The organism is Uliginosibacterium gangwonense DSM 18521 (assembly GCF_000373965.1).
Taxonomy (GTDB): domain Bacteria; phylum Pseudomonadota; class Gammaproteobacteria; order Burkholderiales; family Rhodocyclaceae; genus Uliginosibacterium; species Uliginosibacterium gangwonense.
The window spans coordinates 59611-83821 of the sequence record NZ_KB892838.1; the positions used below are offsets into that span (position 1 = coordinate 59611).

At 56.5% G+C, this 24211-nt stretch carries 22 protein-coding genes; 11 read left to right on the plus strand and 11 right to left on the minus strand.

From position 1 onward, the window contains the following. Nucleotides 1-51 precede the first annotated feature (51 nt). From B145_RS0107655 to pflA, 6 genes are all read left to right on the plus strand, one after another. The gene (locus tag B145_RS0107655) at nucleotides 52-2760 is read left to right on the plus strand and encodes a bifunctional acetate--CoA ligase family protein/GNAT family N-acetyltransferase (RefSeq protein WP_018606405.1); all 2709 of its coding nucleotides are present in this window, start codon (nucleotides 52-54) and stop codon (nucleotides 2758-2760) included. 33 nt (nucleotides 2761-2793) lie between these two features. After that, a complete protein-coding gene (locus tag B145_RS24820; RefSeq protein ID WP_018606406.1) occupies nucleotides 2794-3105 on the plus strand; it encodes a putative quinol monooxygenase in 312 nt (103 codons plus the stop codon). Then, complete coding sequence (locus tag B145_RS0107665; RefSeq protein WP_018606407.1) at nucleotides 3105-3719, plus strand: DNA-3-methyladenine glycosylase I; 615 nt, start codon at nucleotides 3105-3107, stop codon at nucleotides 3717-3719. The genes B145_RS24820 and B145_RS0107665 overlap by 1 nt, the downstream gene beginning before the upstream one ends. A 26-nt stretch (nucleotides 3720-3745) precedes the next feature. After that, on the plus strand, nucleotides 3746-4600 hold the full coding sequence (locus B145_RS0107670; protein WP_018606408.1) for a D-hexose-6-phosphate mutarotase: 855 nt from the start codon (nucleotides 3746-3748) through the stop codon (nucleotides 4598-4600). Nucleotides 4601-5317: 717 nt separating this feature from the next. Continuing rightward, nucleotides 5318-7579, plus strand: a complete 2262-nt coding sequence (gene pflB, locus B145_RS0107675; protein ID WP_018606409.1) for a formate C-acetyltransferase — start codon at nucleotides 5318-5320, stop codon at nucleotides 7577-7579. 129 nt (nucleotides 7580-7708) lie between these two features. Continuing rightward, nucleotides 7709-8548: a pyruvate formate-lyase-activating protein gene (pflA, locus tag B145_RS0107680; RefSeq protein ID WP_018606410.1), complete on the plus strand. Its 840-nt coding sequence runs from the start codon at nucleotides 7709-7711 to the stop codon at nucleotides 8546-8548. Nucleotides 8549-8610: 62 nt separating this feature from the next. Here the strand turns inward: pflA and gltX are convergent, their stop codons facing one another. The 3 genes from gltX to cysS form a co-directional block, all read right to left on the minus strand. Further along, nucleotides 8611-10002, minus strand: a complete 1392-nt coding sequence (gltX, locus tag B145_RS0107685) for a glutamate--tRNA ligase (RefSeq protein WP_018606411.1) — start codon at nucleotides 10000-10002, stop codon at nucleotides 8611-8613. Between the two features lie 71 nt (nucleotides 10003-10073). After that, entirely contained in the window at nucleotides 10074-10715 is a 642-nt protein-coding gene (locus B145_RS0107690) for a ParA family protein (protein WP_018606412.1), read from the minus strand. Between the two features lie 22 nt (nucleotides 10716-10737). Then, complete coding sequence (gene cysS / locus B145_RS0107695) at nucleotides 10738-12114, minus strand: cysteine--tRNA ligase (RefSeq protein WP_018606413.1); 1377 nt, start codon at nucleotides 12112-12114, stop codon at nucleotides 10738-10740. A gap of 148 nt (nucleotides 12115-12262) precedes the next feature. Here cysS and B145_RS0107700 point away from each other — a divergent pair, with 148 nt between their 5' ends. From B145_RS0107700 to B145_RS0107720, 5 genes are read left to right on the plus strand one after another with little or no spacing between them, the layout of a single operon-like run. Next, on the plus strand, nucleotides 12263-13408 hold the full coding sequence (locus B145_RS0107700) for a nuclear transport factor 2 family protein (RefSeq protein ID WP_018606414.1): 1146 nt from the start codon (nucleotides 12263-12265) through the stop codon (nucleotides 13406-13408). A 5-nt stretch (nucleotides 13409-13413) separates the two neighbouring features. Further along, nucleotides 13414-14622 (plus strand): L,D-transpeptidase family protein, encoded by a 1209-nt coding sequence (locus B145_RS0107705; protein WP_018606415.1) that lies wholly within the window; start codon nucleotides 13414-13416, stop codon nucleotides 14620-14622. 2 nt (nucleotides 14623-14624) lie between these two features. Then, a complete protein-coding gene (locus B145_RS0107710; protein WP_018606416.1) occupies nucleotides 14625-15233 on the plus strand; it encodes a peptidylprolyl isomerase in 609 nt (202 codons plus the stop codon). Nucleotides 15234-15293: 60 nt separating this feature from the next. After that, the gene (locus tag B145_RS0107715; protein ID WP_018606417.1) at nucleotides 15294-15785 is read left to right on the plus strand and encodes a peptidylprolyl isomerase; all 492 of its coding nucleotides are present in this window, start codon (nucleotides 15294-15296) and stop codon (nucleotides 15783-15785) included. After that, nucleotides 15785-16501, plus strand: a complete 717-nt coding sequence (locus B145_RS0107720) for a UDP-2,3-diacylglucosamine diphosphatase (RefSeq protein WP_018606418.1) — start codon at nucleotides 15785-15787, stop codon at nucleotides 16499-16501. The genes B145_RS0107715 and B145_RS0107720 overlap by 1 nt, the downstream gene beginning before the upstream one ends. 85 nt (nucleotides 16502-16586) lie before the next feature. On the opposite strand, the gene purF is transcribed toward B145_RS0107720, so the two are convergent. Genes purF through B145_RS0107760 form a run of 8 tightly spaced genes read right to left on the minus strand, consistent with a single transcriptional unit; the run spans nucleotide 16587 to nucleotide 24209 of the window. Next, the gene (gene purF / locus B145_RS0107725; RefSeq protein WP_026258936.1) at nucleotides 16587-18113 is read right to left on the minus strand and encodes an amidophosphoribosyltransferase; all 1527 of its coding nucleotides are present in this window, start codon (nucleotides 18111-18113) and stop codon (nucleotides 16587-16589) included. A gap of 15 nt (nucleotides 18114-18128) precedes the next feature. Further along, nucleotides 18129-18620: a CvpA family protein gene (locus tag B145_RS0107730; protein WP_018606420.1), complete on the minus strand. Its 492-nt coding sequence runs from the start codon at nucleotides 18618-18620 to the stop codon at nucleotides 18129-18131. After that, on the minus strand, nucleotides 18617-19360 hold the full coding sequence (locus B145_RS0107735) for an SPOR domain-containing protein (protein WP_157288317.1): 744 nt from the start codon (nucleotides 19358-19360) through the stop codon (nucleotides 18617-18619). Before B145_RS0107735 ends, B145_RS0107730 begins: the two co-directional genes overlap by 4 nt. A gap of 5 nt (nucleotides 19361-19365) precedes the next feature. Further along, the gene (gene folC, locus B145_RS0107740) at nucleotides 19366-20640 is read right to left on the minus strand and encodes a bifunctional tetrahydrofolate synthase/dihydrofolate synthase (protein ID WP_018606422.1); all 1275 of its coding nucleotides are present in this window, start codon (nucleotides 20638-20640) and stop codon (nucleotides 19366-19368) included. Between the two features lie 3 nt (nucleotides 20641-20643). After that, nucleotides 20644-21510, minus strand: a complete 867-nt coding sequence (gene accD, locus B145_RS0107745; RefSeq protein ID WP_018606423.1) for an acetyl-CoA carboxylase, carboxyltransferase subunit beta — start codon at nucleotides 21508-21510, stop codon at nucleotides 20644-20646. 24 nt (nucleotides 21511-21534) lie between these two features. Continuing rightward, nucleotides 21535-22341 carry a tryptophan synthase subunit alpha gene (gene trpA, locus B145_RS0107750; RefSeq protein WP_018606424.1) on the minus strand — a complete coding sequence of 269 codons (807 nt, stop codon included), beginning with the start codon at nucleotides 22339-22341 and terminating at the stop codon, nucleotides 21535-21537. Between the two features lie 34 nt (nucleotides 22342-22375). Further along, nucleotides 22376-23602, minus strand: coding sequence for a tryptophan synthase subunit beta (gene trpB / locus B145_RS0107755; RefSeq protein ID WP_018606425.1), 1227 nt, complete (start codon nucleotides 23600-23602; stop codon nucleotides 22376-22378). Further along, nucleotides 23577-24209 (minus strand): phosphoribosylanthranilate isomerase, encoded by a 633-nt coding sequence (locus B145_RS0107760; RefSeq protein ID WP_026258938.1) that lies wholly within the window; start codon nucleotides 24207-24209, stop codon nucleotides 23577-23579. Before B145_RS0107760 ends, trpB begins: the two co-directional genes overlap by 26 nt. Nucleotides 24210-24211 lie beyond the last annotated feature (2 nt).

Here is a 24211-nt window from a genome sequence, read left to right on the forward strand (position 1 = left end):
ACAAGATCCAACCCAAACAGCCCTTCCAGCCCTGCAGACGAGGATTCGGCAATGGACGAGAAACACTATCTTTCGCCTCTGTTCGAACCACGGAGTGTCGCCATTCTTGGCGCAACAGAGCGCGAGGGCGCATTGGGGGCCGTGCTGCTGCACAACATGCAGGGTGCGGGCTATCGTGGTCACCTCTACCCGGTCAACCCGAAATACAGCACGATTGGCGGCATTGCGTGCTTTCATCATATTTCCGAAGTCCCGGAAAAAGTTGATCTGGCCGTCATCGCTACTCCTGCCTCCAGTGTCCCGGCACTGGTAGAAGAATGTGCCCACGCGGGGGTGCGCTGCGCGGTCGTTCTCTCAGCGGGTTTCAGTGAAAGTGGCGCAGAAGGTCTGTATCTGGAGCAACAGATGCTCCACACAGCCAAGCTGCATGGCATGCGCATTCTTGGACCCAACAGCCTTGGGGTCGCCCGTCCCTGGCTTGGCTTGAACGCCACACTGGCCGAAGGCTCTGCACTCCCGGGTTCAATTGGCTTTGTCTCACAGTCTGGCGCCCTATGCGCAGCCGTGCTTGACTACGCACGCGCCAACCGTTTGGGGTTCTCCTGCATCGTATCCCTGGGGGTTTCTGCCGAACTGGACTTTGGCGAAGTACTTGATTACCTAGTCTCGGACTATCGCACCAGCGCAATCCTGGTGCATGTGGAGGGCATCCGGGATGCCCGGCGCTTTCTCAGTGCATTGCGTGCCGCCGCCCGGGTAAAACCCGTCATGGTGCTCAAGGCAGGGCGTCACCCCATGGCCTCACGGGCGGCGCAGGCACATACCGGGGCAATCACGGGAGACGATGCTGTATTCGAAGCAGCGTTACGCCGCTCAGGAGTTGTTCGGCTCAAAACGCTGACCCAGCTCTATAGCAACCTTAAGGGGCTTTTCTGGCGCATCCGCCCGCGTGGCAATCGCTTGGCCATCATCACCAATGGCGGCGGTCCTGGCGTAATGGCTGCCGACCGGGCCGGAGATCTGGGCATCCCCCTGGCACAACTGTCGCCGGAATCCATCAACCGCCTGGGTGAAATCCTGCCCCCGCATTGGTCGAGAGAAAACCCGGTGGATCTGGTTGGGGAATGGGAGCCAGATCGCTACGCCCAGGCACTCAGCATTCTGCTGGCCGACGATGGCGTCGATGGCGTGGTCTGCCTGCTGGCACCACTAGCACAAAGCCATCCCAATGAGGTGGCAGACCGGATTGTTGCCTTGCGCACGCAAACCGATAAGCCCATCCTCACCTGCTGGCTGGGGGACGACCTCTGCAAACAGGCACGCGAGATTTTCGGCTCGGCCAACATCCCGACCCTGCGCACACCGGAGAGCGCGGTAGACGTGTTCTCCCACATCAGTTCCTACTATCGCAACCAACAACTGCTCTCACAGCTTCCCCCGCCCTTGAGTGATGACCGCCCGCCAGATATCCGTGGTGCGCAGGCCATCATTGAGCAGGCACTGAGCATGCGCCGTACGGTACTGCTGCGCCATGAAGCCATGGAATTGCTGGCAGCCTTCCACATCCCCACTATCCCATTGAAAGTGGCCCACAGCAGTGAGGAAGCGCTTGAAATTGCCATGAGCCTGGGCTTCCCGGTGTCAATCCGCCCCAACGCGCCGATTACCGGCTCGCGCCTGCAATATGGCAGCAGCCGGGAAAACCTTGCCAGTGCCGTAGCACTTCACCTTGCCTGCGAAAAACTCCATTCCGAACTTGAACTGCGCATGCCCAGCGCGGTGGAGGCAGGCGTCTGCATTGAGTCCACTCACTTCAACGCTTACACCCGGGAACTCTCTCTGCGCGCTTGGCGCGACCCGGTCTTCGGCCCGGTCATCGGCTTCGGGGAGCGGAGCCTGGACCCCAGCTATTGGCCGGATCGCGCCATTGCCCTACCGCCGCTCAATGCCTTCCTCGTCCGCGATCTGATGCATGACACCCGCGCATTCAAACTGCTTGGCTCCCTGAACGGTATGCCCGCAGCCAACATTACCGCAGTAGAAAACCTGATGCTGCGCTTCTCGGAGCTACTCTGCGAGCTACCCTGGCTGCGCTCCATCGAACTTGATCCCCTCTATGTGGATGACCGCGATGCCGTGGTGGTCGACGCACGTATTGAGGTGGGGCAGATCGCCCATCACCACGGGCGGTATGAACACATGGCAATCCACCCCTACCCTGCGGACTTGGTTTCGCATTGGCAACTACGTGATGGCAGCCCCGTCACCATCCGGCCAATCAAGCCTGAAGATGCCGAAATGAATCAAAACTTTGTGCGCGGGCTATCGGCAGAGACCAAATACCTGCGCTTTATGAGTGCCATGCGTGAGCTATCGCCCGCCATGCTCGCCAAGCTCACACAGATTGACTATCACCGGGAAATCGCACTGATTGCCACCACGCTCAGCCCGGGTGAGAAAGAAGAGCACATGATCGGGGTATGCCGCTACGCTACCAACCCCGATGGGGCAAGCTGCGAATTTGCAATCGTCGTGGCCGATGCCCATCAGCGTACTGGGCTGGGCAAACATCTGATGCGAACATTGATTGATATCGCTCGACAACGTGGGTTGCGGGTCATGAAAGGAATCTTCCTTGCCAATAACGACCATATGTTACGTTTTGTGGAACGTCTGGGCTTTGTTTTGCATAGCGATCCAGAGGACCCCACTATGAAACATGGCATATTGAGCCTTGCCAAAGTACAGAAGAACGCCTGAAAATCTCGCCCTCAACACACTGAAACTGCTGCCATGCCCTTGTTCCCCCCCGTACACGTTTTAACCGTGGCAGAAGCCCTGCCAGAATACCGGGAAGAGGTGCTGTCGGTTTTGTGCGAGCTGGCGGAACTCTGCCGCCAGGAAGAGGGGTGTTTGCGTTTTGACCTGTACTGTGACACCAACCATCCATGTCGGCTCAACACCATTGAAGTGTGGGACAGCCTTGATGCCCATGCCCGCCACCTCAACTCAACTTTGGTGGGGCGTGGGGTACTCATGCTGATAGGCAAGGTCAAAGGCCTGCCAGACATCCGTATACTCACGCCACTGAGTGAAATGTCCTGATGAAAGACCCCTACCATCATCGATGCGCCTGGCTGGGTAGCTGGGCAGGCGCAGCAGATCCGCTGTATCGCCATTACCATGATCAAGAATGGGGTGTGCCCAGCCACAACGAACATCATCTCTTTGAGATGCTGCTGCTGGAAGGTGCGCAAGCTGGGCTGTCCTGGATCACCATCCTGAAAAAACGCGAAGCCTATCGTGAGGCTTTCTGCAACTTTGATCCCGAAGTCATTGCTGCCTTTGGCGAACAGGATGTTGAGCGCCTGCTTGCCAATCCCGGTATCGTTCGCAATCGTGCCAAGATCAACGCAGCCATTGGCAATGCCCGCGCATGGCTCGCGCTACGCACCACACATGGCGATGTAGCCGCGTGGCTTTGGCAGTGTGTCGACCACACCCCCATTCAGAACGCCTGGCAGAGCATGGCAGAAGTTCCCGCCTCCACGGCGGTCTCTGATGCGCTCTCAAAAGAATTGAAAAAGCACGGCTTCCGCTTTGTGGGTACAACCATCTGTTACGCCTTCATGCAGGCCGTCGGCATGGTCAATGACCACACCACGGACTGCTATCGTCACGATGAAATCCTGGCCTTGAGCCAGCCCCCACACCCTTGACTCCATTTGAGTACACCTGACCCATCATGCCTCAAGCCACTGTTGAAGACATTCTCTATCACGATGCCCCAGCCCTACGTCTGCAATCCCCGGATGGTGCCAGTGCCATCATCCTGCTGCATGGCGCACAGGTTGTCTCCTGGATTCCGGCTGGGGGCCAGGAACGGCTCTACATGTCGGAACTGGCGCAGATCGCCCCCGGCAAAGCCGTGCGCGGCGGGATCCCGGTGATTTTCCCACAGTTCTCCACCCTTGGCCCCCTCCCCCGGCATGGTTTTGCCCGTACCCAGGCATGGGAAAGGCAATCCCTTCGCGCAGAGGCCGACTATGCGATGCTCACCCTGCGTCTTGCCGCCAATGAAAGCACCCGAGCCATCTGGCCCCATGCTTTTGCATTGGAACTCTCTATTTCCGTTACAGGTAATCGTTTTGATATAGAACTCGAAGTGCAGAACGAGGGGGAGGACGCCTTCACCTTCACCTGTGCGCTTCACACCTACCTGCGCGTCAAAGAGGTGGAAGAGGCGCACCTGGAAGGATTAAATGGTCACCGGTATACCGACTGCACCGATACAGCGCGCCCACAGCGTACCGATACCGGTGTTTTCCTGGCCGTTGAAGCCGAAACAGACCGTATCTACCATCAGGTAGAGCGCCCTCTGCTACTACGGGAATCCCGTCAATCTGTCGGCATCAATGCGGAAAACATGCCTGATATCGTGGTCTGGAACCCTTGGGAACATAGCGTCAAGAATTTTACCGACATGCCACCCAAGGATTTTCGCCGCATGCTCTGCGTGGAAGCCGCCGCAATTGAAACGCCCATCGAGCTTGCAGCAGGCGGGATTTGGTGGGGAAGGCAGACACTGATCGCCATGTAGGAAGACTCTTTACGGAATTTGTAACTGGCTGATTTAATTGATCAACAATCAAAATTCAGCCAAGCGCCAAGACCGGATGCGGGCCTTGGCGTTTTTTTTTACTTTTTTATGCCACCCGCAATTAAAACGACCATCACAAATATATTTTCCTTGCCCATTTGGGCTTGCTTTCAGCGCACACAAATAGGCGTTGCGATACTTGAAAATCGAGCGCTTTTAAACTTTAAAAAATTGCTAGAAAAACAAAAGTAAGACAACTTTAAAAGTAGTCTTACTACCGATGATTTAGACGTATAAAATTTTGCTGCACCGCAAACCGCAATAAAAAAAACATAGAAATAAAAAGATCTTAATACGCCCTAAACAATTGTGCAGTGCACCTTCACAATCCTTTATCAGAGTATCCGAACATTCAATTCGGCATAAGACCAATCACCTACTACGATTACGGTCAAGCCGCTTGCCAACACAAAAATGATGGTCTACGAGCAATAATTCCTGAGCAATTTAATTAGGAAAAATTGTACAAAATCATTAATTTTGCAAACAGACAGGCGATGCCCGAGTATTCTTGATGTGAGTCAAAAATACTGCAGTTGTAGGCCTATGATAATGTCAGATTATCGTTTCGGCTGTTTGCACAACAGGCCGCCGGAAAAATAGCCTTACCAGGGCAAACTGGTTCAGACACAACACCACAATACACAGGAGGCTTTAATGTCAGAACGCGACAATCTCTCCCTCGATAGCGCGGTTGCACAGGCATGGCGCGGCTTCAAGCCGGGCGCATGGCAACAAGCGATCGATCTGCGTAGCTTCATCCAATCGAACATCACCCCGTATGAAGGTGACGACAGCTTCCTGGCTGGCCCCACCGCTCGTACCACCGCTCTGTGGAACAAGCTGAGCGATCTGTTCGCGCAAGAGCGCGAACGCGGCGTGCTCGACGTATCGCAGATTCCGTCTTCTATCACCGCTCACGACGCTGGTTACATCGACCGTGACAACGAAGTGATCGTTGGCCTGCAAACCGATGCTCCGCTCAAGCGCGCCATTTTCCCGAATGGCGGCTGGCGCATGGTTGAAACCAGCTTGAAGGCCTACAGCTTCCCGGTTGACGCCAAGATCAAGGAAATCTTCACCAAGTACCGCAAGACCCACAACGATGGCGTGTTCGATGCCTACACGGATGACGTGCGCAAGGCCCGTTCCTCCCACATCGTGACCGGTCTGCCTGATGCCTATGGCCGTGGCCGTATCATCGGTGACTATCGCCGCATCGCGCTGTACGGTGTTGATCGCCTGATCGAAGCCAAGAAGGCTGAGAAGAAGTCCATCGACGGCGCTCACTCCACCGACGAAATCATTCGTGACCGCGAAGAGCTGTCTGAACAGCTCAAGGCACTGAACGAAATCAAGCAGATGGCTGCAAAGTATGGCTTTGACATTTCCAAGCCTGCTGCCAACGCCAAGGAAGCCGTGCAATGGCTGTACTTCGGCTACCTCGCCGCTGTGAAGGAACAAAACGGCGCTGCCATGTCACTGGGCCGCACGTCCTCCTTCCTGGACGTGTACTTCGAGCGCGATCTGGCCGAAGGCACCCTGAACGAATCGCAAGCCCAAGAAATCATTGATGACTTCGTCATCAAGCTCCGTATCGTCCGTTTCCTGCGCACGCCGGAATACGATGATCTGTTCTCTGGCGACCCGACCTGGGTGACTGAATCTCTCGGTGGCGTGTCTGAAGACGGCCGTTCGATGGTGACCAAGAACAGCTTCCGTTACCTGCAAACCCTGTACAACGTTGGCCCGGCTCCGGAACCCAACCTGACCGTGTTCTGGACCCCGAAGCTGCCCGAAGGCTTCAAGAAGTTCTGTGCCAAGGTCTCCATCGACACCAGCTCGATCCAGTACGAATCTGACGAACTGATGCGTCCGGCCTGGGGCGACGATACCGCCATCGCCTGCTGTGTGTCCGCCATGCGCGTGGGCAAACAAATGCAGTTGTTTGGCGCTCGTGTGAACCTCGCCAAGTGCATGCTGTACGCAATCAACGGCGGCCGCGACGAAATCACCGGCGAACAAATCATGCCTGCGTTCGAACCGGTCAAGGGTGATTACCTCGACTTCGACGACGTGATGAAGAAGTACGACATCGCCATGGAATGGCTGGCGCGTACCTACGTGAATGCAATGAACTGCATCCACTACATGCACGACAAGTACGCCTACGAACGCATCGAAATGGCGCTGCACGACTACAACCCACTGCGCACCATGGCATTCGGTATTGCCGGTCTGTCGGTTGTGGCTGACTCCCTATCTGCCATCAAGTACAGCAAGGTCAAGGTTGTGCGTGACGAAACCGGTCTGATTACCGACTTCGTGGCCGAAGGCGACTTCCCCAAGTTCGGCAACAACGACGACAAGGTCGACCAATACGCTACCTGGCTGGCTGAAACCTTCATGAACAAGCTGCGTAAGCATCCGACTTACCGCAACGCCATGCATACCCAGTCGATCCTGACCATCACCTCCAACGTGGTGTACGGTAAGAACACGGGTAACACGCCGGACGGCCGCCGCAAGGGCGAACCGTTCGCACCGGGTGCCAACCCGATGCACGGCCGTGACAAGCTGGGCTTCGCTGCTTCGGCCATGTCGGTTGCCAAGCTGCCGTATGGTGAGTGCCAGGATGGTATCTCCATGACCTCCTCGATTGTTCCGAGCGGTCTGGGTGCCACCCGTGAAGACCAGATCGTCAACCTGGCTCGTTCGCTGGACGGTTTCTTCGGTATCACCGGCTTCCACGCCAACATCAACGTGCTCAACCGTGACACGCTGATGGACGCTATGGATCACCCGGAAAAGTACCCGCAACTGACCATTCGCGTCTCGGGCTATGCGGTGAACTTCATCAAGCTCACCAAGGTGCAGCAACAAGACGTAATCAGCCGCACGTTCCACGGCCTGATGTAAGCCGGCAGACTGATGGGGTAACCAGGCGTTACCCCATTTTTCGTGACGGTGATTCAAAAAACCGCCACAATCCAATCTCGGCACTGCGCTTGTGGTGCCGGGATTTTTGTTTACTAGAGCCCGACTTTCATGACAACACCCGACAGCAATCATCACACTTCTCTCATCGGCAGCCGTTTCGAATTGCGCAAGGTCGACAATTCGATGGACGACGCCGACGTAGATCGCCTCACCCATGAAGGCCGCTGGGGGTTTGTACACTCAGAAGAAACCGGCTCCGCCGTCGATGGCCCAGGCATACGCGTGGTCTTTTGGACAACGGGTTGCGAATTCCGCTGCCTGTATTGCCATAACCCCGACACCTGGAAGATGAAGAACGGCCAGCTCACCTGCGTAGATGATTTGCTGGATGAGTTGAAGAAGTACAAGGATTATCTGCGCTTCACCGGCGGTGGCCTTACCGTCTCAGGTGGAGAGCCACTTGTGCAGGCACCTTTTGTGATGAATCTGATCCGTGGCGCCAAAGCCATGGGGATTCACACCGCACTGGATACCAATGGCTTCCTGGGTGATCGCCTATCAGACGCCGATCTGGATGACATTGACCTCTTCCTGCTGGATATCAAGAGCTGGGACCCGGAAACTCATTTGAAGGTCACGGCCAAACCTGTCGAACCGGTTCTGAATTTCGCCCGCCGGATTGCTGAACGCAAACGCCCAGCCTGGATTCGTTTTGTGCTGCTGCCCGGTTACACGGATGCGCCGGAAAACATTGAAGGCATCGCCAAATTTGTCGCCACGCTGGGCAATGTTGAACGCGTCGACATACTCCCCTTCCATCAACTTGGAAAATTTAAGTGGGAGAAGATGGAGATGAAGTACGAGCTGGGAGACGCTGCCACGCCCACACCACAGCAAACGCAGGATGCCAAACTGATTTTCCGCGCTCATGGCCTGAAGTGCCCCTGATTTACGCGCCAGCGCGAGCATAAAAAAGCCGACCCGAAGGTCGGCTTTTGACTGTCTGTATATTATGCAGACAAACGCGCCAACACCCGGTCACGCCCCATGACTTCGAGCACAGCATCAATTGACGGCGTTTGCGGCACGCCCAGCAAACGCACGCGCAAGGGGATCGCCACCTGGGGCATCTTCAAGCCCTTTTCGGCACAGATTTCCTTGATCGCTGCGTTCAGCGCGGTTTTTTCCCATTCCACCGTTTTGAGCTTGGTGGCCAAAGCCGCCAGCGCCTCAATGGCGGGCTCGGTAAAATGCTTGCTTGCCAGCTCTTCACTCACTTCCGGTTGCACGTAAAACGCTTGCAGCGCATCGGCGAGTTCCACCATCGTGGAGACGCGCTCACGGTACAGTGCAATCAAGGGCTCCAGTTCAGGGCCGTTTTCCAGATTCACGCCACGCGCGGCCAAACGACGCTTGATATCAGCGGCCAGCACCGCCAGATCGGCCTGCTTGATGTAGTGGGCGTTCAGCCAGTTCAGCTTCTCGGTGTTGAATTGCGCAGCCGAAGGCGTGATGTGATCCAGATCGAACCACTCGACAAACTGCTCGCGCGAGAAAACTTCGTCGTCCCCGTGGCTCCAGCCCAAGCGGGCCAGATAGTTGATGATGGCTTCAGGCAGATAGCCCTTGTCATCAAAATCGGTCACTGCCACAGAGTTGCGACGCTTAGAGAGCTTTAGGCCATCGTCACCCAGAATCATCGACAGATGCGCGTATTCCGGCACGGTGGCGCCCAGCGCTTGCAGGATGTTGATCTGGCGGGGGGTGTTGTTGACGTGGTCGTCCCCCCGAATCACGTGAGTGATGCCCATGTCCCAGTCATCAATCACCACGCAGAAGTTGTAGGTCGGGGTGCCATCCGGGCGGGCGATGATCAAGTCATCCAGCTCGGCATTGGCAATTTCGATATGGCCTTTGACCAGATCGTTCCAGCTCACCAAGCCATCCTTCGGGTTCTTGAAGCGCACCACGGGCTCAATGCCAGCAGGCACCGGCGGCAAGGTTTTGCCGGGTTCGGGTCGCCAGCGGCCATCGTAACGCGGCTTCTCGCCACGGGTGCGCTGGGCTTCGCGGATTTCTTCCAGCTCTTCGGGCGAGGTATAGCAATAGTACGCAGTGCCCTCTGCCAGCATCTTGGTGAGCACTTCCTTGTACCGGTCCATGCGCTGCATCTGGTAGAAGGGCCCCTCGTCGTGCTCCAGACCCAACCATTTCATGCCATCCAGAATGGCTTGAACCGCCTCAGGCGTAGAACGGGCCACATCGGTATCTTCAATGCGCAGCACGAAACTGCCGCCATGACGACGGGCAAACGCCCAGGAAAATAGCGCAGTACGTGCGCCACCAATGTGAAGATACCCAGTGGGGCTGGGGGCAAAGCGGGTGCGGACAGGGGTACTCATGCTAAACGATGCCAGAAGGTACGAAAGTCTGGCATTTTAGCCCGGAATAGCCCTTTCAGTCGCGTCCCGGATCAGAACGGGAAGATCCAGCGCTCAATCGCCTCCCATTGCGCCAAGTCTTTTTCGACTCGGGAAGCAGGCACATCAAAGAGGCTCAAACCCTGATTGGCCAGCTGCACATAGTTCTGTGTATCCCGCAGACAGGTCAGCAAACTCAGGCCCAGGCGCTCCACGAACTGCTGGAGCTGCTCGGCAGAGCGTATGCGGGCATCCACGCGCATTCCGATCAAACCTACTGGCAGACCACGCGCAGATTTCATCTCAGCCAGTTGTGCCAAAAAACCCTCGGTCGCCTGCATATCGAACACAGAAGGTTGCACCGGCACCATCACACAGGAGGAAAGCTTCAACAGCTCCTTAAGCTTATCGCCATGCAATGCGGCAGGCGTATCCAGCACGATGTGGGTGGTGCCTTTGGGCGGACGCGCCGGGTTGCCGGGCGTCCAGTCCCAACCCGACACAGGGGCAGCGCTGGCCGAGCGGCGCTCCAGCCAATGGCGGGAAGATTGCAGGCGATCCACGTCGCCGAGCATGACCTGAATCGTCCCGCACTCACGCCCTCGTACAGCCAAAAGCCCGGCAAGGTTGGTGGCCAGCGTACTCTTGCCTGCCCCACCCTTCGGATTGGCAACCAAGACCACATTCGCCCCCATACCCTACCTCCCGATCAAAGTGCTACGCCCTACGCCAGGTCGTCCCCTGCGCACCATCTTCCAGAACGATGCCACGCGCTTTCAGCTCATCACGCAAGCGGTCTGCCTCTGCAAAGTTACGCGCCTTCTTGGCGGCATTGCGTGCCACGACCATGGCATCAATCTCCACCGCATCATCACCTTGCGCAGCGCCTTGTACAAAGGCAGCCGGATCAGCCTGCAGTAACCCGATGCAGCCGCCCAGTGCCTTCATCACCCCGGCCAGTTCAGCCGAACGGGTACGCTGCACTTCACCACGCAATTCATGCAGCACCGCCACAGCCTGCGGTGTGCCGAAGTCATCATCCATGGCCGCCTTGAAGCGTGCCGCAAAGGGGTTGCTCCAATCCAGTGCCACCTCTGCCGGGGGCACATCACGCAAGGCAGTGTAGATCGCCAGCAAAGAGGCGCGCGCGTCTTGCAGCGTATCCCAGGTGTAGTTGATTTCTGAACGGTAATGGCCACGCAGCAAGAAGTAGCGCACCACCTCGCCGCCCTGTACCGGATCAAGCTTGGCCAGAATCTCACGCGTGGTGAACACATTGCCGAGCGATTTGGACATCTTCTGACTATCCATGTTCAGGAAAGCCGCATGCATCCAGTAGTTCACAAAAGGCTTGTCTGAGGCGCCTTCGCTCTGGGCGATTTCGTTCTCATGGTGCGGGAACTGCAAATCCCAGCCGCCACCGTGAATGTCGATGGTGTCGCCCAACTCTGCACGGCTCATGGCCGAGCATTCGATGTGCCAGCCGGGGCGCCCTTCCCCGTAGCAGGAGCACCAGTGCGGCTCGTTCGGCTTGGCCGCCTTCCAGAGTACAAAGTCCAGCGGGTCACGCTTGTGCTGATCCACTGCCACGCGCTCACCCGAGCGCAGATCATCAATAGACTTGCCCGAAAGTCTGCCATAACCAGGAAACTCACGAACAGCGTAATAAACGTCACCGTTATCTGCCGGATACGCCTTGCCCTTCTCAACCAACTGCCCGATCAGGGACAGCATGTTGTCGATATGGCGGGTTGCGCGGGGCTCCACCGTGGGGAGCAAAATCCCCAGGCGTTCGCCATCCTCATGCAAAGCGGCAATCATGCGCTCGGTCAGCTGGGCAATCGTCTCACCATTGCGATTAGCACGTTCGATGATCTTATCGTCCACATCCGTGATGTTTCGCACGAATTTAACGTCATATCCCACCACCTTGAGCCAACGGTAGACCATGTCGAATACGGTCAAAGTACGGGCGTTACCGATGTGGAAGTAGTCATACACCGTCATCCCGCACACATACATGCGCACCTTGCCGGGTTCGATCGGTACAAACTCTTGCTTTTCACGCGCCAGCGAATTATAGATTTTGAGCATTTCTAAATTTTTGAATGTTTCGAAACTATCGTGGTCTCACAGCCACCTTCAGTCACCCAATGCTAACAATGGGTTGGGAATTCAGGGCCGTTGTAAAGTAAAATCATTGAGATTCTACGACGAACTACTTGGCAAAAACTCTACCACAATGCTCCGCCCACCCTATTCCAGTCTTCGCCTGCTCATCGGTGTCGCTATCGCCACCTCTTGTGCCCTGCTCCCACACGCCGCCATGGCTGGTATGGCTGAAGCCCAAACCTATCTTCAACAAGGGCAGCATGCCCAGGCACTTGAGCAGGTTGACAAGGTTCTGGCTGCCAACAGCAAAGATCGGCAGGCACGCTTTCTCAAAGGTGTGATTCTGGCAGAGATGAACAAGCTCGACGATGCCGCCGCCGTCTTTATCAAACTCAGTGAAGAAGCACCGGAACTCCCAGAGCCTTATAACAACCTCGCTGTCATCTACGCACAGCAGAAGCAATACGAGAAGGCACGGGCAGCCTTGGAAATGGCCATCCGCACCCATCCTTCCTATGCTGTGGCGCATGAGAACCTGGGGGACCTCTACGCCAAGATGGCTCGCCAAGCCTATGACCGTGCCTTGCAGATCGACGCAGGCAATTCCACGGCCCAGACCAAGCTCAACCTGATCCGGGATATTATCTCTGTCAGTTCCCGCCCAGGCACGACCACAGCCCGTACGCCAGAGAAAACCGTGCTTGCTCAAAACACAGCAGCCTCCGTCGCCAAGCCGGGCGTGCAGGTCATCCCTGTAGCACCACCGCCCGCTGTGACAAAACCTGTCGCAACACCTCAACCACCGGTGGTGGCTGCGACACCGCAAAAACCTGCCAAACCTGAGCCCGCCAAGCTTGAGGCGCCTGCCAAGTCGGAACCGGTTAAAGCAGAGCCTGCCAAGCCAGCCAAATCTGAACCTGTTGTGGAAGCCAAAGACGAAAGCAAGGCCGTGCATGCGGCGGTCAATGCCTGGGCGTCTGCCTGGTCCAACAAGGAAGTTCGCGCTTATCTGAATGTCTACGCCAAGGACTTCAGTGTACCGGATGGCAAGTCGCGCAGCGCCTGGGAGAAGGAACGTACTGAGCGTATCGACAAACCCGGCAAAATCAAGGTGGCGCTCGCTGACGTTGATATCCGCATCAAGGGCGATCAGGCTACCGTGCGCTTCAAGCAAAACTACACTTCGGCTTCCTTTACCTCATCGAGTGGCAAGACTTTGATCATGGTTCAGCGCAATGGCCGCTGGCAAATCCAGCAGGAGCGGATTGGGCGTTAAGACGGATGTCATTCAAGCTACTTTTTCGCATTTTTTCCCGGCTGGCAATCTGCCTGGGAATCTTTGTCAGCTATAACGCCAGGGCCCCGCTAGGGGTCATGGCGGGGGTCTCGGATGCTGGGGCAGATGCCACGCTGATGCTCATCTATCGGGATATTGCGCAAAACAAACTGGATGTGGCCTTGGCGCGGACGGAAAATCTGCTCAAGCTCTATCCCAACTTTCGCTTGGCAAATCTGATCCAGGGCGATCTGTTGCTCGCCCGCAGTCAGGCCATCACGGGCTTTGGTAATGTGCCAAATGCGCCCCCCGATCGCCTGAAAGACCTGCGTGACGAAGCACTCGCCCGGCTACGTGGCTTTAAAAACAAGCCCACTCGGGAATACGTCCCCCGCAATCTGGTGCAGCTACAGCCAGATCAGGCTTACGCCATTGTGGTCGACACGCTGCAATCACGCCTGTATCTGTTTCGCAATGACAAGGGCCGCCCCATGTTAATTGCGGATTACTATGCCAGCCAAGGCCGCGCGGGAGACTTCAAGCAGCGTGAAGGCGATTTGAAAACCCCCGTCGGCGTCTATCACGTCACCTCTGAGCTATCCGCATCCCAAATTGGTGACGAGTACGGCAAACATGCCTTCCCACTCAACTACCCGAATGAATGGGATCGCATCCAGGGGCGCAATGGTCATGGCATCTGGCTGCATGGCGTACCCGCCAATACTTACGCCCGCCCACCCAAAACATCCGAAGGTTGCGTGGTGTTGGCCAACCAGGATCTGACCGCGCTTTCTCCGTACATGCAGATCGGAGTCACCCCGGTCATCATCAGCTCTGGCGTGGAATGGCTCAAGCTCAACGATTGGGAGCATGAGCGTGCCACGCTCGACAAGGAAATCGAAGAATGGCGGCAGGACTGGGAAAGCCGGGATACCAACCGCTACATGCGTCACTACTCGAAAAACTTCCGCAGCACAGACCAGAATCTGCAAGCCTGGGAAAACCAGAAACGCAGCGTCAATGCGCAAAAAACGTGGGTCAAGGTCAGCCTCAACAAACTCAGCGTCTTCCGCAGCCCTGGCAAGGATGAGCTGATCCAGGTAAGTTTTGAACAGGATTACCGCAGTAACAATCTGAGCAATGTATCTCGCAAACTCCAGTACTGGATCAAGGAAGACGGTCACTGGAAAATCATTTTTGAAGGAGCTGCCTGAAGATGTCTTTTATCAATTCCACCCGTCGTCGTCTTTTGCTCGTGGGCTGTGCCATCGCCCTGTTTGCCGGTCAAGCGTTTGCCGCCGCACCGGCCCCTGCCCCACATGTGATGATTGAAACCTCCATGGGCAACTTCACCTTGGAGCTTTACCCGGACAAGGCGCCCAAAACGGTGGCAAACTTCCTCAAATATGTGGAAGACAAGCACTACAACGGTACGATCTTCCACCGTGTCATCGAGAGCTTCATGATCCAGGGGGGCGGCATGACCCCCGACATGGCAGAAAAGCCCACGCGTGCGCCTGTACAAAATGAAGCCAACAACGGCCTGAAGAACGACCGTGGCACCGTAGCCATGGCCCGTACCAACGACCCGCATTCGGCCACCTCCCAGTTTTTCATCAACGTCGTCAATAACGATTTTCTCAACTACAAGGCTCCCAACCCTGCTACCTGGGGCTACTGCGTATTTGGCAAAGTTGTGGATGGCATGGATGTGGTAGATCGCATCAAGGCTGTGAAAACCGGTAATATCGGCCCCTATCAGGACGTACCTGCCACGGCGGTCGTCATCAAGAGCGTCCACGTAGTGGCCGCAGCCAAGAAGTAAGAAACAAAAAACTCATTTTTTCCGCGTCGCCAAGAGCGACGCGCTTTACTGGAGAATTGCATGGTCAAGCTGCACACCCGCTTCGGCGTCATCACCCTTGAACTGGACGCCGACAAGGCACCCGAAACTGTCAAGAACTTCCTCGCCTATGTCGAAGCAGGCCATTACAACGGCACGATCTTCCACCGCGTGATCAAGGATTTCATGATCCAGGGTGGTGGCATGACGGCCGACATGAACCAAAAACCGACCAAAGCCCAGATCAAGAACGAAGCCAATAATGGCCTGAAGAATGTGCGCGGCAGCATCGCCATGGCCCGTACCAACGACCCGCACTCCGCGACCGCCCAATTCTTTATCAACACCGTGGACAACAGCTTCCTGGACTTCAAGAGCGAATCCACAAGCGGCTGGGGCTACTGCGTGTTTGGCAAAGTGGTTGAAGGCCTGGATGTGGTCGATCAGATCCGCGCAGTCAAGACCAAGTCTGCCTTCCCGCACCAAGACGTGCCAGCCGAGGCAGTTGTGATTGAGAAAGCGGAAATCGCCTGATGCAGCATTTTATTTCCGATCTTCATTTAAACCCAACCCAGCCGGAAACGGCCAAGGCGTTTGTGGCTTACCTGCAAGGCCCGGCCAAGCAGGCACAAACGCTGTGGATTTTGGGCGACCTGTTCGAGTACTGGACAGGTGACGAAGATATTGCCCATCCGTTCCATACCGAAATGGTTGCTGCCATTGCCGCTTTGAGCGCTACGGGCACCCAGGTGCGTGTGGTCGTTGGCAATCGGGACTTCCTGATGGGCCAAGCCTTTGCCAAGGCCGCCGGTGCGGAACTGGTGGCCGAGCCGATCTGCATTGATCTGTATGGCAAGCGCACGGTGTTGCTGCATGGTGACATTCTGTGCACTGACGATGTGGCCTACCAGCAATTCCGCGCCATGGTGCGTAACCCGGCCTGGCAAACGCAGTTCCTGGCGCAGCCCGTGGCGGTACGCCATAAGCTCGCGGCAGAGTTGCGCGCCAAAAGCGAAATGGGCAAACAGGAAAAAGCCAGCAAAATCATGGACGTCAACGCCGCTGCGGTAGAAGCTTGCTTCAAAACGCATAACACCAACCTGATGATCCACGGCCATACTCATCGCCCGGCCACCCATCAAGTGAATGTTGATGGACAAAGCTGCGAACGCTGGGTGCTATCCGACTGGCATGGCAAGGCAACATGGCTGGAAGCCAGCGAACAAGGGCTGCAAACACGCACGCTGTAACGCTTGACTCTGTATTCGTCTGCCAATAAAAATGCCGCTCAGTGAGCGGCATTTTTGTGTCTCAAGCGGGCGTTTCAAGCTTAGCTTAATTAACCGTCTCGCCGCCCATTGGGGTCAGATCCAGTTGTTCGTCTTCATCGCTCTGCTTTCGCGCTGCGCCACGATTACCTTCCACTGCATCCAGATACTCAGGCGTCACATCGCCGGTCACGTAGTTACCATCGAAGCACGAGCATTCGAACTGGGGAACCTTCGTATTCAGGCCGCCAACAGCTTTTTTAAGGTCTTCGATATCCTGATAGATCAGCGCATCGGCACCAATTTCCGCTGCAACCTCTTCCTCTGAGCGGAAACCGGCAATCAATTCGGCACGGGTTGGCATGTCAATGCCATACACATTGGGGAAGCGCACTGGCGGTGCGGCAGAAGCCAGAAACACCTTTGTAGCACCCGCTTCACGGGCCATATTAATGATCTCGCGGCTGGTGGTGCCCCGCACGATGGAGTCATCGACCAACAACACGTTCTTCCCCACGAATTCCTGGTGCATGGCGTTGAGCTTCTGGCGCACCGATTTACGCCGCACAGCCTGACCGGGCATAATAAAGGTGCGGCCGATATAGCGGTTCTTGACGAAGCCTTCACGGTACGACACACCCAGATGTGCCGCCAATTCCATGGCAGAGGATCGGCTCGAATCCGGGATCGGAATCACCACATCAATTCTCAGATGCGAGAACTCACGCTTGATCTTCTCGGCCAGATAGACCCCCATCTTAACCCGGCTTTCATACACCGAAATACCGTCGATAATCGAGTCCGGCCGTGCCAGATAGACGTATTCAAACATGCAAGGAGCATAAGGTTTGCCTTCGGCGCAGACGCGTGAAGACAGGTTGCCGTGCTTGTCGATCAACACAGCTTCGCCCGGTGCAATATCACGGATGAGCTTGAAGCCCAGCACGTCGATTGCCACGCTTTCCGAGGCCACAATGTATTCCGTACCCTGGGGCGTCTGATGTTCACCCAGCACCAAGGGGCGAATCCCACAGGGGTCACGGAAAGCCAGAATGCCGTAGCCCGCAATCATCACCACGGCGGCATAAGCACCCTTGGCACGCTTGTGCACGCCTGCCACAGCGGTAAAAATGGTTTCTTCGTCCAACTGGAAATGGCCGTTGGAGGCCACCTGCAATTCATGCGCCAACACATTGAGCAACACTTCGGAATCCGAATTGGTGTTCATGTGGCGTAGATCGCCCAGATACATCTCGCGCTTGAGTTCGTCCGAGTTGGTGAGGTTGCCGTTGTGGGCAAGCATCAGTCCAAACGGAGAATTGACGTAAAAAGGCTGGGCTTCGGCTGGGTTGGAAGCAGAACCTGCGGTGGGATACCGGCAATGGCCGATACCCCAGTTCCCTTCCAGATTGCGCATGTTACGGGTGCGGAAAACCTCGCTCGTCAGGCCCGAGCCTTTGTGCATGTGAAAACGCCCCCCTTCTGCCGTAGCAATGCCGGCAGCATCCTGCCCACGGTGTTGCAGCACTTGCAAACCGTCGTAGAGCAGTTGATTGACGGGCGTTGTAGCCATGACGCCGATAATTCCACACATACGCTCACCTGTTGTTTATCGATACTTGATTCGTTTGGCGATTGCCACCGGCAGCCGGGGCCGCAGAGCAATGACAGCCGTTTCCAAGGGAGGCGCAAATACCGCATCGCGCCACCAAGTTTCGCGGGGTAGACTGGTCAAGCCCCCCGCCATCACCAGCAGCACAGCCAGAATGACTGCGCGAACCAATCCAAAACAGCCCCCCAACAGACGATCCACTGCACTCAGGCCAATCGCGGTCATCATCCCTTTAAGGAGAACCCGGATCACGGCAAGAAGGATCAATGTGAGGATAAAAATCAGCGCAAAACTTGCCAGCCAGCGCATGCTTTCACTGGCGATGTGGCTCACCAGCAGGCCCGACACAAAGGCCGCGCCATACCATGCGGCCACCAAGGCGAGCAGCCAACCAAACAAGGAGAAGATTTCACTCAATAGACCACGCCACACGCCCAGCAGACAGCTCAGCGCTGCAATCAGCAGGAAAGCGTAATCGAAGCCTGTCACTTGGCAGCCACGAAACCTGACAGACCCACTTGCCGGAGCTTGGCCACGGCGGCTTCTGCGGCGGTGCGGTCAGCGAATGGCCCCACCCGGACCCGGGTATTGGAACCTACTTTGACAAGGAGCCCCTTCAAACCGGCCTGAGACACTTTGGTCTGCGCTTCCCGAGCATTTTCTTCGTCGTGATAGACACCGACCTGGACGTAGAAACTGCCCGCTTTGGGCTCCGTGGCGGATTCATTGGCCCGATCCTCAAGAATGGCACGCGCGCGTGCATCTTCCCGTGCCTTGGCCTCTGCCTTTTCTTTTTCCTTGTCTTTCTTGGGCTCAGGCTTTTCCTGTTTGTCTTTCTTTGGCTGGGCAGTATTGCCTACGGTATTTGAAGGCTTGGTCTCCTGCACAGCGGGCTTGGGCTTGCTGGGACTGGAGGCTTCCACTACTGGAGGAGAGGCTGTAGCAACCGGTTCGCTGACAGCCGGGGCAGGCTTGCTCTGTGCATTTGAAGTCGGCGCAGATGAGGCTGGCTGCGAGACCGATACTTTGGGAGGCGTAATGGTGCGCGAGGTAAAGTTGCCCCCTTCCTGGCTAGGAATACGGATCTGCAACTCGTTGCCACTGGGTTTGGGCTCACGATCCATTACCATTGGCAACACGATCGCGGCTGCAAGCACCATGGCCGCAGCACCGACCAGACGCCTCCGAGCACGCTTTTTCAACTCCTGTTGAGGATCTTTTTCCGCCACTGTGCTCACCGTGCCGCACTGGCCGCGTTCATCACGTCAGCCACGGTCAAAAAGGAACCAAAGGTTACGATTCTATCACCCTCACCTGCACGCTTTCGAGCTTCCCCAAAAGCCTGTGCGGGGCTTGAAAAACACTCCACCGTCCCCTTGGCTGCCAGACTCAGCAAAGTCTGCGCCAAATATTCAGCCTTTGCACCACGAGGCCCCGGAAGGTCACACAACAACCAGTGATCCACCCTAGCGCTCAGGTGGGCAAGACTTCCAGCGATATCCTTATCAGAAAGCATGCCACACACCGCCCAGGTCTCTGGGTAGAAACCCATGCTGGCAAGATTTTCAGCCAGCACGCCAGCCGCCTGGGGATTGTGGGCTACATCCAGCACCACACTGGGACGCCCGGGTAAGACCTGGAAGCGCCCAGGGAGTTCCACCGCCATCAGCCCTTGGCGCACAGCCTGCATCGGAACGGGTAAGTGCTCTTCCAGTGTCTCCAAGGCCATCAGGACAGTCGAAGCGTTCATCAACTGGTTGGCCCCACGCAAGGCAGGATAGGCGAGACTATTACGCCTTTGTGCCTGACCAATGAAATTCCACTGCTGCTTGTCCCCTTTGAAACCGTAATCCCGCCCCTGCACCAGCAAGCGGGCACCAATTTTTTGGGCATGCTCCAGCAAGGTCACAGGCGGATGGGGGTCACCGCATAGCGCTGGCTTGCCTGCGCGATAGATCCCGGCCTTTTCAAAACCAATGGCTTCCCGCGTGTCGCCAAGGTAATCCATGTGATCCATGGCAACCCCGGTGACGATGGCACAGTCCGAATCGAAGAGATTGACGGCATCCAGCCGCCCGCCTAGCCCAACTTCCAGAATAATTGCATCCAGATTGTGTTGGCAGAACAGCCACCAGGCAGCGAGCGTACCGTACTCGAAATAAGTCAGCGGCACATTCCCCCGGGCACGCTCAACCGCCGCAAAACCCGCGCAGAGATCTTCATCGCTGGCATCGGAGCGGTTCAGACGAACGCGCTCGTTGTAATGCAGTAGATGAGGGGAAGTGTACAGACCTGTACGGTAGCCTGCCGCAGTCAGGATGGCTTCCAGCATGGCACAGGTAGACCCCTTGCCATTGGTGCCACCAACGGTGATGACCACCGCCGAAGTTTGCGCTGCCAGCGCATGATATACCTTGGACACCCGCTCCAGAGAGAGGTCAATCGAGCGGGTGTGTTGCCCTTCAATATACGCCAGCCACTCGGCCAGCGTGGCGAATGCTACAGGCATGAATCAGGCGACCGGAGAAGGCTGGCGGGTCAAGAGAGACAACAGTTGGGAGAGGCGCTCGCGCATCTGGCGGCGATCCACAACCATGTCGATAGCGCCTTTTTCCAACAGGAATTCAGAGCGTTGGAAGCCATCGGGCAGCTTTTCACGCACAGTCTGTTCAATCACACGCGGACCAGCAAACCCGATCAAGGCGCCTGGCTCGGCAATCACCACGTCGCCAATAAAGGCAAAGCTGGCCGAAACACCACCCATCGTGGGGTCGGTCAGGATCGTGATGAAGGGTAATTTTTTGGCTGAAAGCCGGGTGACGGATGCTGTGGTTTTTGCCATCTGCATCAGGGACAGCAGGCCTTCCTGCATCCGGGCGCCACCCGAAGCGGTCATGCACACAAATGGCAAACCCTGCTCCAGTGCGGCGTTGACGCCGCGCACAAAGCGCTCACCCACCACAGACCCCATGGAGCCGCCCATGAAATCGAACTCAAATACGGCCACCACGACAGAAACGTTGCAGATGGCGCCCTGCATCACCACCAGTGCGTCAGACTCACCTGTATCCTCGTTGGCTGCGGCCAAACGGTCAGGATACTTTTTGCTGTCGCGGAACTTGAGCGGATCAAGTGGCAGCACCTCAGCGCCGATCTCAAAACGGCCTTCAGGGTCCAGCAACATATCCAGGCGTTGCCGGGCGCGCACGCGCTTGTGATGCCCGCATTTCGGGCACACATGAAGGCTGGACTCCAGGTCGGAGCGATACAGCACCGCTTCGCAGGCCTCACACTTGATCCACAGCCCTTCAGGGATCGATTTTCGCGCGGGTTGATCGCGTTTGATCTTGGGTGGCAACAGTTTGGTCAACCAGCTCATGAGCTTACCTCCTTTTAAGTTCCATCAAGCGCGCACTGCATCAACAGCGCTGCGCACTCCGGACAGAAAAGCCACAAGACGATCCTGCAAACCACTCTCACCTTGTTCCAATTCCTGCACGATACGTGAGCCGATAATCACTGCATCAGCCACTTTGGCCACGGCAGCGGCAGACTCGGCATCACGGATGCCAAAACCTACGCCTATCGGCAGGGCGGTATTGTGCCGCAATTGGCGCATCTTATCAGCAACATTGTCGATATCCAGATGCGCGGCGCCAGTCACGCCCTTCAAAGACACGTAGTACATGTAGCCGCTGGCCAGCTCGCCGATCATGGCCACGCGTTGTGCGGGCGTAGTGGGCGCCAGCAGGAAAATCGGGTCCAGGCCATGGCGCTTGAGCGTAGCCACCCGCTCAACAGCTTCTTCCAGAGGCAGGTCGACAGTCAGCACGCCATCCACCCCAGCTTCAGCGGCCAGCGCAGAAAAGACTTCGTAGCCCATGGCTTCGATAGGATTGGCGTAGCCCATCAGTACCACGGGCGTTTTGCCATCTGTCTTACGGAACTCGGCCACCATGCCGATCACCTGCCGCAGACTCACTCCAAATGCAAGTGCGCGCTCGGCAGCCTTCTGAATCACTGGCCCATCGGCCATGGGATCAGAAAAAGGTACGCCCAACTCAATGATGTCAGCGCCGCCGCGCACCAAGGCATGCATCAACCCCACCGTAGCACCCGGGTTCGGGTCTCCCGCTGTGATATAGGGGATCAAAGCCTTGCGCCCAGCCGCTTTGAGACTTGCGAAGATATTTTGAATGCGTGAAGCCATTGTCGTTTTACGCCAAATCGTAAAGGTTAGCGGTTCAGAGCTCGATACCGGAAAGACGCGCCAGCGTGGGAATATCCTTGTCACCACGGCCGGACAGATTCACCACAATGACCTGATCCTTGCTCAGCGTAGGCGCAAGCTTCTTGGCATAGGCAAGCGCATGGCTGGATTCCAGTGCAGGAATGATGCCTTCATATCGGCACAGGTCGTGGAAGGCAGCAATGGCCTCATCATCATTAGCAGCAACGTATTCAGCCCGGCCAATCTCCTTGAGGTAGCTGTGCTCAGGGCCCACGCCAGGGTAATCCAAACCGGCGGAAATCGAATGAGTCTCGATAATCTGGCCGTTTTCGTCCTGCATCAAGGCAGTGCGGTTGCCATGCAACACGCCTGGCTTGGCATTTGCTGTCAAAGGTGCGGCATGGCGGCCCGTTTCCACGCCATACCCACCTGCTTCAACCCCAATCAGACGAACACCGGGCACATCAATATAGGGGTAAAAAATACCAATGGCGTTCGAGCCGCCACCCACGCAGGCCAGCACCGCATCCGGCTGACGGCCGACCTGCTCGGCGCACTGAACTTTGCACTCTTCACCAATCACGGACTGAAAATCCCGCACCAGCATCGGGTAAGGATGTGGCCCGGCACAGGTGCCGATGATGTAATAGGTGGAATCTACATTGGTGACCCAATCGCGCATGGCTTCATTCATTGCGTCCTTCAGGGTCTTGGAGCCACTTTCCACGGCCACAACTTTCGCGCCAAGCAGCTTCATACGGAAAACGTTGGGCGCTTGCCGCTTAACATCCTCAGCCCCCATATAGACGACGCATTCCAGGCCGTAACGGGCAGCCACGGTAGCCGTTGCCACGCCGTGCTGACCCGCGCCAGTCTCCGCGATCACCCGTTTCTTGCCCATACGCCGCGCCAACAGGACTTGGCCGATGGTGTTGTTAACCTTGTGCGCGCCGGTATGGTTGAGGTCTTCACGCTTGAGGTAGATCTGCGCACCACCCAGCACTTCTGACCAGCGCTTGGCGTGATACAGGGGGCTGGGACGACCGACATAGTGCTTGAGTTCATAATTGAACTCAGCCATGAATTCGGGGTCAGCGATGGCCTTTTCGTACTCGACCCGCAATTCATCCAGCGCGGGGATCAGTGTTTCGGCAACGAATATGCCGCCAAACTGACCAAAATGCCCATGGGCATCGGGCATGTCGTAGGTTTGCTCAGCACTCTTTCCAGCCATCTGCATTACGAACTCCAGCAATAAAGGCGTTGATCAACGCCGGGTCCTTGATGCCTTTCGCCGCCTCAACACCACTGCTCACATCCAAAGCCCAAGGGTGAACAAGATCTATGGCTGCGCCAACATTGGCAGGGGTCAGCCCACCTGCCAGCACCAAGGGACGATCAAATTCCGGCGGTAGCAAAGACCAGTCAAAGACCTCTCCGCCCCCACCAAATCCATCTACCCAGGCATCGACCAGCAGGCCACTCGCGCTTGGGTAAGAAGCGGCATAGTTTATCAGATCAAAGCCCACCCTCACCCGCGCAGCCTTGATATAGGCACGCCCGAAAGATTCACAGTAAGCTGCATCTTCGCCACCGTGAAATTGCAGCAGACTCAGCGGCAGAGCAGAAAGCGCAGCTTGCACTCTTTGTGGCGTTTCATTGACAAACAGGCCAACAATCGTCACAAAAGGTGGCACAGCCGCACACAATGCCTGGGCCTGTTCAATGCTAACCGCACGTGGGCTGGCGGGATAGAACACCAATCCGATGGCGTCAGCGCCCGCCCGCACGGCGGCCCGCACATCTTCCACTCGCGTCAAGCCACAAATTTTTACTCGGGTGCGCATAG

Bases quoted from the DNA above. Each gene is read 5' to 3' on its own strand.
- B145_RS0107655 (WP_018606405.1), top strand. From the start codon at position 52: ATGGACGAGAAACACTATCTTTCGCCTCTGTTCGAACCACGGAGTGTC.
- B145_RS24820 (WP_018606406.1), top strand. From the start codon at position 2,794: ATGCCCTTGTTCCCCCCCGTACACGTTTTAACCGTGGCAGAAGCCCTG.
- B145_RS0107665 (WP_018606407.1), top strand. From the start codon at position 3,105: ATGAAAGACCCCTACCATCATCGATGCGCCTGGCTGGGTAGCTGGGCA.
- B145_RS0107670 (WP_018606408.1), top strand. From the start codon at position 3,746: ATGCCTCAAGCCACTGTTGAAGACATTCTCTATCACGATGCCCCAGCC.
- pflB (WP_018606409.1), top strand. From the start codon at position 5,318: ATGTCAGAACGCGACAATCTCTCCCTCGATAGCGCGGTTGCACAGGCA.
- pflA (WP_018606410.1), top strand. From the start codon at position 7,709: ATGACAACACCCGACAGCAATCATCACACTTCTCTCATCGGCAGCCGT.
- gltX (WP_018606411.1), bottom strand. From the start codon at position 10,002: ATGAGTACCCCTGTCCGCACCCGCTTTGCCCCCAGCCCCACTGGGTAT.
- B145_RS0107690 (WP_018606412.1), bottom strand. From the start codon at position 10,715: ATGGGGGCGAATGTGGTCTTGGTTGCCAATCCGAAGGGTGGGGCAGGC.
- cysS (WP_018606413.1), bottom strand. From the start codon at position 12,114: ATGCTCAAAATCTATAATTCGCTGGCGCGTGAAAAGCAAGAGTTTGTA.
- B145_RS0107700 (WP_018606414.1), top strand. From the start codon at position 12,263: ATGCTCCGCCCACCCTATTCCAGTCTTCGCCTGCTCATCGGTGTCGCT.
- B145_RS0107705 (WP_018606415.1), top strand. From the start codon at position 13,414: ATGTCATTCAAGCTACTTTTTCGCATTTTTTCCCGGCTGGCAATCTGC.
- B145_RS0107710 (WP_018606416.1), top strand. From the start codon at position 14,625: ATGTCTTTTATCAATTCCACCCGTCGTCGTCTTTTGCTCGTGGGCTGT.
- B145_RS0107715 (WP_018606417.1), top strand. From the start codon at position 15,294: ATGGTCAAGCTGCACACCCGCTTCGGCGTCATCACCCTTGAACTGGAC.
- B145_RS0107720 (WP_018606418.1), top strand. From the start codon at position 15,785: ATGCAGCATTTTATTTCCGATCTTCATTTAAACCCAACCCAGCCGGAA.
- purF (WP_026258936.1), bottom strand. From the start codon at position 18,113: ATGTGTGGAATTATCGGCGTCATGGCTACAACGCCCGTCAATCAACTG.
- folC (WP_018606422.1), bottom strand. From the start codon at position 20,640: ATGCCTGTAGCATTCGCCACGCTGGCCGAGTGGCTGGCGTATATTGAA.
- accD (WP_018606423.1), bottom strand. From the start codon at position 21,510: ATGAGCTGGTTGACCAAACTGTTGCCACCCAAGATCAAACGCGATCAA.
- trpA (WP_018606424.1), bottom strand. From the start codon at position 22,341: ATGGCTTCACGCATTCAAAATATCTTCGCAAGTCTCAAAGCGGCTGGG.
- trpB (WP_018606425.1), bottom strand. From the start codon at position 23,602: ATGCAGATGGCTGGAAAGAGTGCTGAGCAAACCTACGACATGCCCGAT.
- B145_RS0107760 (WP_026258938.1), bottom strand. From the start codon at position 24,209: ATGCGCACCCGAGTAAAAATTTGTGGCTTGACGCGAGTGGAAGATGTG.